The following is a 10,651-nucleotide window of genomic DNA, read 5'->3' on the forward strand; positions in this document are numbered from 1 at the left end:
GGTGCGCGCGGTGTGTCGCGCATGTCCGGTAGTTCCGGAGTGCGCCGGGCGGCCGGCGCCCTCCGGAACCCCGTCGGCTCAGACGAGGGCGTCGAGCGCCCGGGTCCGTAGCCGGCGCGTCCGGCGCACCACCGCGTACCCCTTCGTCAGCGCCCGGTCCCGGGCGAACGTACGGCCGATCGCCCGTCCGTCGAGAAGCCGTTCGAACTCCGCGGTGTCCGTGCCGCGCCGGACCGTCACCCGCCGCAGGGCGTACGGGCCCTGGGCGCGGCGGGCGAGGGAGTTGCCGACGGCCAGCGCCTGGGCGAAGCCGTGCGCGCGGACCGCCGTACGCACGCGGCGGCTGGAGTAGCCGTAGGGGTAGGCGAACGACACCGGCAGGGCGCCCAGTTCACCGGCGACGATGTCCCGGCAGCGGGTCAGCTCGGCGCGCAGGGCGAGGTCGTCGAGCTGGTCGAGCTGGGGGTGGCTGTGGCTGTGCCCGCCGATCTCGACGCCCGCGTCCGCCAGCCGGCGTACCTGGGGCCAGTCCAGCATGGTGTCGAGGGCGCCGCCGGTGTCGTGGGCGCCCCTGATCCAGCCGGTGGAGACGAACAGCGTGGCGGGGAAGCCGTGCCGGGCGAGGGCCGGGAGGGCGTGCGTGTGCACGCCCTCGTAGCCGTCGTCGAAGGTGATCAGCACCGGCCGGGCGGGCAGCGGCCGGCCCGCCCGCCAGCGGGCCGCGAGGGCGGCCGTGGTGAGCGGGGTGAGGCCGCGGTCCGCGATCACCGTCATCTGCTCGGCGAAGGCCTCCGGCGAGACCGACAGGGCGTAGGTGGCGTCGTCGGGACGGGCGGCGACCGCGTGGTACATGAGGATCGGAACACGCGCCTCCGTCATACGTCGTGCCCCTCACCCGCCACGGCCCCGACGTCCGCCACGGCCCCGACGTCCGCCACGGCCCCGACGTCCGCCACGGCCCCGACGTCCGCCACGGCCCCGACGTCCGCCACGGTCCCGATCCGCACCACCTCGAACGTGGTCCCGTTCCTGCGCGCCCGTACGCTGCCCACGACGTACCCCCCGGCCGCCGTCAGGACCCCCGCGACGATCGCGCCCGCCCGGCCGGCCCCGCCGGGCCGCGCCAGCAGCAGGTCGCGCAGCCCGCGCAGCACTCCGGCGGGCAGTACCCGCGTGGTGTACCGGCGTTCGGACTCCAGCCCCTTGCCGGTGCCGACGCTGCGGGCGACGAGCGCCTTGGACAGGCCCTCGGCGTAGGTGCGGGTGCGGAAGTAGCCGAAGTGCTCGCGTGCCTCGGGCACCTTGTGGTGGATCACCGCACGGTCGTCGACCAGCAGGATCGCGTCGGGTCTCGCCTGGCCGAGCCGGATGCACAGCTCCGTCTCCTCGCCGCCCAGCGGGCGTTTGTCGCCGTCGCGTCCGATGCCGCTGGCGAAGCCGCCCGCGATGTCGAAGGCGATGCGCCGGAAGGAGGCGTTCCCGCCGAGGATGTTGCGCACCCGGACCCGGCCGGGCGGCAGGCCCCGGTAGGAGCAGCCCACGACCCAGTCGAACTCCTCGGGGAACCAGACGGGCCGCCGGCCCGAGGACCAGACGGGCTCGCACCGGCCGCCCACGGCCATGACCCGGGGGTCGGAGTACGGGTCGGCGAAGCGCCGCAGCCAGTCCCGTTCCGCGACGGCGTCGTCGTCGAGGAAGGCGATGATCTCGCCGTGGGAGGCGGCGATGCCGGTGTTGCGGCCGGCCGACAGTCCGCGCGGGCCCGCGTTGGGCAGCACCCGCACGTCGGGCTCCGCCTTGTACTCCCGGTCCAGCCGGTCCAGGAGGGCCGGGTTGTGGTCGACGACGACCAGGGTCTCCAGGGCCGGGTGGCTCTGGGCGCGCACCGAGGCGATCGCCGCGAGGATGTCCTCCCAGCGGTCCTCGGTGTACACGCAGATGACGACGGAGATGGTGTCGGGGATGCCGACGGGGATGGTGTCGGGGATGCCGGGCGTGTTCAAGACATCTCTCCCCGGGCCGAGTCGAGCAGCGGGGAGCGACGGCCGGCGCGGCGCAGGGCGCGCCGGTTGGAGCGCTCCTTGAGGATGACCCGCAGCACGCGCAGCCCGTCGCGCACGGCGCGCAGATTGCTGACGCCGTGGATGCGCAGGTACTCGTGGCTGGGGATCTCCTGGACCCTCAGCCCGGCCTTGACGACCCGGATGTTCATCAGGGTCTCCACCTCGAAGCCCGTGCAGTCCAGCTCGATCTTGTCCAGGCAGTGCCGCCAGAACGCGTTGTAGCCGTAGCACAGGTCGGTGTACCGGGCGCCGAACTTGCGGTTGACGACCGCGCACAGCACGCGGTTGCCGAGCCACCGGATGAACGTCATGTCGTCGGTGCCGCCGCCGTTGGCGAAGCGCGAGCCCTTGGCGAAGTCGGCGCCGGAGACCAGCGCGGAGACGTACGAGACGATCTCGTTGCCGTCGGCGGAGCCGTCCGCGTCGACCATCACGATGATGTCGCCGCTGCACGCCTCGAAGCCGGTGATCAGGGCGTCGCCCTTGCCGCGGCCCTGCTGTCCGACGACCTTGACGCCGGGCCACAGTTCGCGGGCCACCTCGACCGTGTCGTCGGTGGAGTTGCCGTCGACCAGGACCACTTCGTGGATCCAGTCGGGCAGGGTCTTGAAGACGTACGGAAGGTTCTCGGCCTCGTTCATCGCGGGGATGACCACGCTCACCGGCGGTGTGATCGCCAGGTGGGAGGAGATCGGCCGGTATTTGCCGACGGGCGCCGGCTGCAGAACGGAACTCATGAGTCTGGTCCCTCTCGTCCGGTGGGCCGCCCGCCCCTGGGCGGCCCGGATCCACGTCCGGTTCGAAAGGAGGGTTTCTGGCAAGCTTCACCGGCCACCGGCGAACGACGGCGGCCGACCGCGCGGCACGGCTCGGTCACCGCTCTGGTCACCGAGCACGGCACCCCCCTACCGCGCTCTCGCCCCGGATGCCGTCGCGGTCCCTGAGCCCTCCCCTGGAGCCGTTGCCGACGGTCCGCTGCGAGTGAGATGTATGACGGTATTGATGATTACGCCCGGATGGCAAGCCCTTGAGGGTCCGCTCACCTTTTTGTTCGTTTGACCGTTACACAATGATGTGTCCCGTTGGCAGGAAGAGAAAAAAGTGGTCCCCGGAGGCGGTGGGGCGCCTCCGGGGACCGGAATGTACGGGATTACCTCAGTACCGCTCGTGCGGTACCGGTACTACGAGACCAGCTTCAGGAGCTTGTTGGGCGAGCCGGTGCCGACGCTGGTGAGCGCGTTGGACGTGGCGCCGTTCACCAGGGCCGAGGCGACCGTGGCGGGCGTGGCCGAGGTGTGCCCGGCGAGGTAGACCGCCGCGGCGCCCGCGACGTGCGGGGTCGCCATCGACGTACCGGAGAGGGTGGCGGTGGCGGTGTCGCTGGTGTTGTAGCCGGCGACGATCGACGAGCCGGGCGCGAAGATGTCCAGGATCGAGCCGTAGTTCGAGTAGCTGGCCTTGGCGTCGGAGCTGGTGGTGGCGCCGACCGTGATGGCGGTGGAGACGCGCGCCGGGGAGTACGAGGAGGCGTTGGCGGCGCTGTTGCCGGCCGCGACCGCGTAGGTCACGCCGCTGGCGATGGAGTTGGCGACCGCGGTGTCCAGCGAGGTGGAGGCGGAGCCGCCGAGCGACATGTTGGCGACGGCCGGGGTGGTGTGGTTGTTGGTGACCCAGTTGATGCCGGCGATGACGCCCGCAGTGGTGCCGGAGCCGCTGTTGTCGAGCACCCGGACCGCCACGATGTTCGCCTTCTTGGCGACGCCATAGGTGCTGCCCGCGATCGTCGTGGCCACATGGGTGCCGTGACCGTTGCCGTCGGAGGCGGTGGTGTCGCCGTCGACCGCGTCGTAGCCGTAGGAGGCGCGGCCGCTGATCTGGGTGTGGGTGATGCGCACGCCGGTGTCGATGACGTACACGGTGACGCCGCTGCCCGCGGTGTCCGGGTAGGTGTACGTGCCGGAGAGCGGCAGGGCGGCCTGGTCGATGCGGTCCAGGCCCCAGGGGGCGCTGGACTGGGTGGTGTCGGCGAGCTGCACCGTCTGGTTCTGCTCGACGGAGGCCACCGCGGGGTCGGCGGCGAGTCTCCTCGCCTCGGTCGCGGAGAGCGTGGCGGAGTAGCCGTTGAGGACCTTGTCGAAGGTCTTCTCCACGGTGCCGCCGTACTCCTTGACCAGTGCCTTGCCGTCGCTGGAGGCCGCCTTGAGGCCGGCCGAGCCCGACTTGAGGGTGACGATGTAGCTGTCCTTGACGGCCGTGGGGGAGCCGGCGTGCAGGACCTTGCCCTCGGCCGGGGCGGCGTGGGCGGGGAGGGCGGTGAGTCCGCCCACGAGGGCGGCGGTCGCCAGGGTGGTCAGAGCGGCGAACCGGAACTTCTTGCTACGCAGTTGTGCCATGCGAGGGAGTCCTCCTCATTGGCGGCGCGCGCCGAAGTGGGGGGCGCGCGTCAGTGGGGGGTGCGCGCGGNCACGGCCTGGAGCGTCGCGTTCCGCTCGGGGCTGGAGTAAAGGGTGGGCCATCTGCGCACGTGGAAGAAGGGAGTTGAGGGGCTGTCAACAAATCTGTCATGAGCACGTAATCAAATCCACGGGGAACGCACAGGAAAGGCACGGTGGGCGCCCGGAAAGTCTTGGCATGGACACTTCCCGTCAACACGCGTGGTTGCTACGACGGTTGTGGCAGAGATCCTGCTAAAGGGAGGTTCCATGAGACGTTCCCGACTTGTCGTATCCCTGAGCTCACTCCTCCTCGCCACAGCCGCCGCCCTCACCGGGGCGACCACCGCGCAGGCGTCCCAACTCGCCGCGACAGGCGGCTACGTGGCGCTCGGCGACTCCTACTCCTCCGGGGTCGGAGCGGGCAGCTACATCAGCTCCAGCGGCAGCTGCAAGCGCAGCAGCAAGGCGTACCCGTACCTCTGGAACGCCGCGCACTCACCCTCCTCGTTCACGTTCGCCGCATGCTCGGGCGCCCGAACGGATGAAGTTCTGGCGAACCAGCTCGGCGGTCTGAACTCCGCCACCGGCCTCGTCTCGATCAGCGTCGGCGGCAACGACGCCGGCTTCGCCTCCGTCATGACGACCTGCGTCACCAGCTCCGACAGCACCTGCGTCAGCCGCATCAACACGGCCCGGGCGTACGTCGACTCGACACTCCCCGGCAAGCTCGACACCGTCTACTCGGCGATCCGCTCGAAGGCCCCCGGCGCCAAGGTCGTCGTCCTCGGCTACCCCCGCTTCTACAAGCTCGGCACGGTCTGCCTCGGCCTGTCCGAGACCAAACGCGCCGCCATCAACAACGCGGCCGACTACCTCGACGCCGCCCTCGCCCGCCGCGCCGCCGCCCACGGCTTCACCTTCGGCGACGTCCGTACGACGTTCAGCGGCCACGAGATCTGCTCCGGCAACTCCTGGCTGCACAGCCTCAACCTGCTCAACATCGGCGAGTCCTACCACCCGACCGCGTCCGGCCAGTCCGGCGGCTATCTGCCGGTGCTGACCAGCGCGGCCTGATCACTCAGCCTGATCACTCGGCCTGATCACTCATAGGGTGAGGACGAGGGGGAGGCCCCGCCCGTCGGGGTCTCGCTCTCGCAGGTGACCGAGAACGGCACGTACTCGGAGGTCGCCTTCACCGGATCGTTCACCTCGACACGGATCGCGTTCTCGTACGTCCCGCTCTCCGCGTACGTCGACAGCACCACCTTGTCCTGCTTCGACTTCCCGCCGCCCGACGGGAACTCGAGCGTCTTCCAGGTCTGGCCCGACAGCTCGCCGTCCTTCGCCACCCAGCGGTAGGTCACCGTGGCGGGCAGCCTTCCCACCGTGATCGTGGCCGTGAAGGCCGGCGCGGAGTCGTTCGGCGGCGGACAGGAGCCGCTGTAGTCCGTGTTCGCGCCGGTGACGGAGACCGAGACGGTCTGCTGCGGCGCGGCGGACGAGGCGCTCCGACTCGGGCTCGGCGAATCACTCGGCGCCTCGCTGCTCTCCTGCTGCGACGGCGTCGAACTCAGCCCCTGCGTCTCGCTGCTGGTGACCCCTCCGGTGGCGCCCTTGTCGTCGTCGCCCCGGTTCAGCAGCCCGTACGTCAGCCCGGCGACCGCCAGCGCGAGGACGACCACCCCAATGGCGAACACCGTGCGGTTGCGCCGGTCACGTTCCCGCTCCTCCCGGCCGGCGCCGGTGTCCGCCCACGCCGGGGTCGGCGGCGGCGCCTCCTGACGGAACGGCTCGACGGGCGTCGAAGGCGTCGAGACGGTTGGCGCGTAGGGCCCGTACGGCGCCGGCGGGACCGGCCCCGGGCGCGGGCTGCCTCCCCTGGAGGGGGTACCCCCGGCCGCGACGAGCCGCAGATCCTGCTCGGCCTGCGCCGCCGGCAGCCGCTCGGCCGGGTCCTTGCGCAGCAGCCCCTCGATCACGGGCGCCAGCGGACCGGCCCGCCGCGGCGGCGGCAGCTCCTCGTCGACGATCGCGCGCAGCGTGCTCAGCGGGGTGTCGTGACGGAACGGCGAGTTCCCCTCGACGGCCGCGTACAGCAGCACGCCCAGCGACCACAGATCCGACTCCGGCCCCGGCGTACGCCCCAGCGCGCGCTCCGGCGCGAGGAACTCGGGGGAGCCGATGACCTCACCGGTCATGGTCAGCGCGGAGGTGCCCTCGACGGTCGCGATGCCGAAGTCCGTGAGCACCACCCGGCCGTCGTTCGACATCAGCACATTGGCCGGTTTCACGTCCCGGTGCAGCACCCCTGCCTCATGCGCGGCCCGCAGCGCCGACAGCACCTCCGCGCCGATGTGCGCCGCGCGCGCCGGCTCGAGCGGGCCCTCGGCGTCCAGCAGTTCGGCGAGCGAGATCCCGCGCACGATCTCCATGACGATCCACGGGCGCCCGTCCTGCATGGCCACGTCGTACACCGTGACGACGTTCCGGTTGGCGACCCGGGCCGCGGCCCAGGCCTCCCGCTCCAGCCGGGCGTACATCCGCTCGACGTCCGAGGCGGGCAGCCCGGCCGGGGCGCGCACCTCCTTGACGGCGACCTCACGGTGCAGCACCTCGTCACGGGCCCGCCACACCGTGCCCATGCCGCCCTCGCCGAGCGGGGTCAGCAGACGGTAGCGGCCCGCGATCAGACGTTCACTGCCCGGTTCTTCGGACACGGCGTCCCCCATTCGCACATCGCATCCGGGCGAAATCCTCCGTAACCCAACAAACGTAGCTCAGCCGAGTACGGATGCGGCCCCCTTGAGCACCAGTCCCGCCCCGAGGGCCACGACGAGCAGCGCGGACCAGACAGGCAGGTTGCGGCGGACCAGCACCAGGGCGGGGTGGGTCGTCCAGCGCGGCCGCCGGTCCAGCAGGCGGGTCGCCCCGGCCCCCAGCCTGACCACGGCGAACCCGGCGGCCGTCAGGGTCAGCGCGAGGCCGACGCCGTACGCGACGACGAGCAGCAGACCGAACCAGGCGTGCCCCAGAGCCGCCGCGCCGACCAGCACCACCACGGCGGAGGGGCTGGGGACCATCCCGCCGGCGAAGCCGAGCAGGATCGTGCCGCGGAGGGTGGGGGCTACGGCGTGGGTGTGGGTGTGACCGCCGTGGGTGTGCGTGTGGCCGCCGTGCGTGTGGGAGTGGCCGTGCTCGTGGTCGTGGTCGTGCTCGTGAGTGTGTTCGGGGTGGTGGTCGTGGTCGTGGTCGTGACCGTGGTCGTGGTGCGCGGGGGCCTTCTCCGTGAGGCTGTGCGCGTGGGTGGCGGGGGCGGCGGCGAGGACGAGCTCGCGGCTGGGGGTGGGGGAGTGGTCGTGCGGATGACCGTGGTCGTGGTCGTGGTCATGACCGTGGCCGTGGCCGTGCGTGTGACCGCCGTCGGGGCCGTGGGTGTGCGTGTGGCCGCCGTGGCCGTGGCTGTGTCCGTGCCCGTGTCCCCGGTTGCGCCAGGCGCGGCGGGCGAGGGTGACGCCCGCGCAGAGCACCAGGGCGCCGCTGGCCAGGCCCAGCCAGGCGATCACCGAGGGGGCCGCCGCCGAGCCGGCGGTGACGAGGAGGCCGAGGGCGACCACGCCGAGGGTGTGGGTGATGGTGACCGACGCGGCCAGCGGCAGGACGTCCTTCATCCGGGCCCTGCCGCCGCGCGCGGCCGCCGTCGCGGCCATGATGGTCTTGCCGTGGCCAGGGGCGACGGCGTGCATCGCGCCGAGTCCGACGGCGATCACCAGGGCCAGCGCGGCGAACCCGAGGGTGAGGTCCTGCCGGGCGACGAGGCTGTCCAGGGCCCGCGTCCAGCGGTCGGCGCCGCGCGGCAGCACGGACGCGGCGGGCGCGTCCCGGGCGTCGTCCTCGACGAGCGCCGAGCCGCCGGGGCGCACCGTCAGCGCGGCGGTCGCGGTGTCGGCGGGCGAGGACAGCAGCTCCTGCGGGTACGCGGTCAGCGCGTCCGACACCGACTTCTCCGGTACGTCGGACTTGGTGAGCGTCATCCGGTCGCCGCGCGCGGTGATCTCCCGCCAGCCCGGGCCGGTGGAGGCGCCCTCGCTGTGGAAGGAGAGGGAGAGGGTGTCCTTCTCGGGCAGCTTCGCCGTCAGCCGGCACTCCACCCGGAGGGTGTTCAGCCCGGCCTGGCCCGGCCGCAGCACCGCTTTGCTGCGGCCGGCCGTGAGGGGGACGGTCTCGCCGTCCACGGTGAGCCTGCTGCCGCTCGCGGCGCTCTCGCACCGCTGCCGGGCCCACTCGGTGGTGCCGAGCCGTTTCAGGTCGGGCTTGGCCTGGGTCGCCGGGATCTCGGCGAGGTCCTCGACGTGGTCGACGCGCAGTTGCCCGGGGGCGGCGACGAGACCGTCGTAGCGGTTGACGGTGAAGTTGCCGAGGGGGTGCGCGCTCGCGCTGGTGGAAGGAGCCAGCGCGAGCGCGACGCCGGCCGTGAACACGGCCGCGCAGGAGGCGAACAGACGACGGGTCCTCACTTGTCCGCCTCCAGCGTCTTGAGTGCCGTACGGGCCTCGCGGGCGCCCAGCGGGGAGAAGCCGGGGTTCAGCTTCAGCGCGGCGGCGAGGTGGGTACGGGCGTCGTCGGGGTGACCGGTGGCCTTCTCGATCACACCGCGGTGGTAGAGGAAGCTCGCGTTGCGGTAGCCGGTGGCCGTGGCCTGCCGGGCGTAGGTGAGGGCCTCGGCGTCCTTGCCGTTGACGTGCAGGGCCCAGGCGAGGGCGTCCGCCGTGTGCACGGTGTGCCGGCGGGACCAGTCGTCGCGGGCCGCGCGCAGGGCGGTCGCCCGGTCCCCGTGGTCGGCGGCGGCGAGCGCGGTGTCGAGGTCGACGTTGACGCCGTTGGCGCGGGCGATCGCCGTCCAGGCGTCGACGAGGGCGTACTGGTTCCGCGCCTTCTCCTCGTCGCCCTGCGCGCCCCGGGCCTCGTACAGCTCGCCGAGGGCGACGAGCGGGCCGGGCAGCGGGTAGCGGGCGACGACCGTCTCCAGACCCTTGATCGCTTCCGCCCGCTGTCCGCTCGCGGCCTGGGCGCGGGCCCTGCCCTCCAGCGCCGGGAGGTAGGTGTCGTCTGCGGCGAGGGCGCGGGCGTAGTAGGTGAGGGCCTCCTCGTAGCGGCCCTGGTTCCAGGCGAGTTGGCCGAGCTGGGCGGCCACGTAGGAGATGTCGCCGGGGGTGGTGGAAGCGGAGAGCGCCCGTTCGAGGACGCGGCGGGCGGTGGTGACGTCGCCGCGCAGTTCGTGGACGTACGCGTAGCGGGTGAACACCGGGACGCCGGGCCGCCGTTGGTCCGCGAGCTTCACGGCCTTCCCGGCGTCGTCGTAGCGGCCGAGTTCGACGAGGGCGTCGACACGGGAGCACAGGGCGCGTTCGCTGTAGGGGTTCTGCTTCAGCGCCAGGTCGGCGAACTTCAGCGCGCCCGCGAAGTCGTGGCGGGCGGCGGCCAGCGCTGCCCGGCCGGCCAGCGCCTGGTCGTTGTCCGCCTTCAGGGACAGCGAGCGCTTCAGGGCCTGTTCGGCCTGGGGGTAGCGGGAGGGGTCGCCCTTGGTGCGGGCCTGCTCGACGTAGGCGAGCCCGAGGGTGGCCCAGCTGCCGAAGTCCTTGGGCTGGGCGCGGAGATGGGTCTGGAGCGCGGCGATGGCGGTGTCCAGGTCGCCGCTCGCGAGGAGGCCGGGGGACACGGCGGCGGCGGTGGCCACCTGGGGGGCCTGCCCGTCGCGCACGGCGCCGATCGCGATTGCCCCGGCGGTGAGTCCCACCGCCATCATGGCGGCGCAGGCGCCGAGCTGGACGCGTCGCCAGCGACGTCCGGCGGCGCCGACCCGGCGTACGGCGGCCACCCGGACGCCGGCCTCGTCCGTACCGGAGCCGACCGCTTCCAGGGCCTCGGCGGCCTCGGAGTCGGCGCCCGGGTCGAAGTCGGCGCCGGAGTCCGTCCCGCTCTCCGGCACGTCCAGGTCCGCCACGGCAGCGGCGTCCTCGGACGCCGGTCCGGGTTCCGGCCGCTCGTGCTCCGGTTCGCCGTCGTTCGTACGCGGGGACATGCCCTCTCCTAGGTCGCCTGGGCTGGATCGGCCTGCGGGGGTGGGGGGATGTGGGGGTGGCGCGGCCCCCCCCC

8 protein-coding genes are annotated in these 10,651 nt (G+C 72.7%); 1 reads left to right on the forward strand and 7 read right to left on the reverse strand.

The window, feature by feature from the left end:
• Nucleotides 1-78: 78 nt before the first annotated feature.
• From ACLZN2_RS22390 to ACLZN2_RS22405, 4 genes are all read right to left on the reverse strand, one after another.
• Nucleotides 79-879: a polysaccharide deacetylase family protein gene (locus ACLZN2_RS22390; protein ID WP_416980759.1), complete on the reverse strand. Its 801-nt coding sequence runs from the start codon at nucleotides 877-879 to the stop codon at nucleotides 79-81.
• The gene (locus ACLZN2_RS22395; RefSeq protein ID WP_416980760.1) at nucleotides 876-2,003 is read right to left on the reverse strand and encodes a glycosyltransferase family 2 protein; all 1,128 of its coding nucleotides are present in this window, start codon (nucleotides 2,001-2,003) and stop codon (nucleotides 876-878) included. Before ACLZN2_RS22395 ends, ACLZN2_RS22390 begins: the two co-directional genes overlap by 4 nt.
• Nucleotides 2,000-2,800 (reverse strand): glycosyltransferase family 2 protein, encoded by an 801-nt coding sequence (locus tag ACLZN2_RS22400; RefSeq protein ID WP_416980761.1) that lies wholly within the window; start codon nucleotides 2,798-2,800, stop codon nucleotides 2,000-2,002. The genes ACLZN2_RS22395 and ACLZN2_RS22400 overlap by 4 nt, the downstream gene beginning before the upstream one ends.
• A 444-nt stretch (nucleotides 2,801-3,244) precedes the next feature.
• Nucleotides 3,245-4,456 carry a S8 family peptidase gene (locus ACLZN2_RS22405; RefSeq protein ID WP_416980762.1) on the reverse strand — a complete coding sequence of 404 codons (1,212 nt, stop codon included), beginning with the start codon at nucleotides 4,454-4,456 and terminating at the stop codon, nucleotides 3,245-3,247.
• A 309-nt stretch (nucleotides 4,457-4,765) separates the two neighbouring features.
• Here ACLZN2_RS22405 and ACLZN2_RS22410 point away from each other — a divergent pair, with 309 nt between their 5' ends.
• Nucleotides 4,766-5,572 carry an SGNH/GDSL hydrolase family protein gene (locus tag ACLZN2_RS22410; protein WP_416980763.1) on the forward strand — a complete coding sequence of 269 codons (807 nt, stop codon included), beginning with the start codon at nucleotides 4,766-4,768 and terminating at the stop codon, nucleotides 5,570-5,572.
• Nucleotides 5,573-5,598: 26 nt separating this feature from the next.
• Here ACLZN2_RS22410 and ACLZN2_RS22415 read toward each other — a convergent pair whose 3' ends face one another.
• The 3 genes from ACLZN2_RS22415 to ACLZN2_RS22425 are packed head-to-tail and all read right to left on the reverse strand — an operon-like array spanning nucleotide 5,599 to nucleotide 10,577.
• Nucleotides 5,599-7,215, reverse strand: a complete 1,617-nt coding sequence (locus tag ACLZN2_RS22415; protein ID WP_416980764.1) for a serine/threonine-protein kinase — start codon at nucleotides 7,213-7,215, stop codon at nucleotides 5,599-5,601.
• Between the two features lie 60 nt (nucleotides 7,216-7,275).
• A complete protein-coding gene (locus tag ACLZN2_RS22420; protein ID WP_416980765.1) occupies nucleotides 7,276-9,012 on the reverse strand; it encodes a nickel transporter in 1,737 nt (578 codons plus the stop codon).
• The gene (locus ACLZN2_RS22425; protein WP_416980766.1) at nucleotides 9,009-10,577 is read right to left on the reverse strand and encodes a tetratricopeptide repeat protein; all 1,569 of its coding nucleotides are present in this window, start codon (nucleotides 10,575-10,577) and stop codon (nucleotides 9,009-9,011) included. Before ACLZN2_RS22425 ends, ACLZN2_RS22420 begins: the two co-directional genes overlap by 4 nt.
• Between the last annotated feature and the right edge of the window lie 74 nt (nucleotides 10,578-10,651).

The sequence above is a fragment of the Streptomyces sp. T028 genome, assembly GCF_048159505.1.
Taxonomy (GTDB): domain Bacteria; phylum Actinomycetota; class Actinomycetes; order Streptomycetales; family Streptomycetaceae; genus Streptomyces.

Excerpts from the sequence above, each read along its gene's own strand:
- ACLZN2_RS22410 (WP_416980763.1), top strand. The coding sequence starts at position 4,766 with ATGAGACGTTCCCGACTTGTCGTATCCCTGAGCTCACTCCTCCTCGCC.
- ACLZN2_RS22390 (WP_416980759.1), bottom strand. The coding sequence starts at position 879 with ATGACGGAGGCGCGTGTTCCGATCCTCATGTACCACGCGGTCGCCGCC.
- ACLZN2_RS22425 (WP_416980766.1), bottom strand. The coding sequence starts at position 10,577 with ATGTCCCCGCGTACGAACGACGGCGAACCGGAGCACGAGCGGCCGGAA.
- ACLZN2_RS22405 (WP_416980762.1), bottom strand. The coding sequence starts at position 4,456 with ATGGCACAACTGCGTAGCAAGAAGTTCCGGTTCGCCGCTCTGACCACC.
- ACLZN2_RS22400 (WP_416980761.1), bottom strand. The coding sequence starts at position 2,800 with ATGAGTTCCGTTCTGCAGCCGGCGCCCGTCGGCAAATACCGGCCGATC.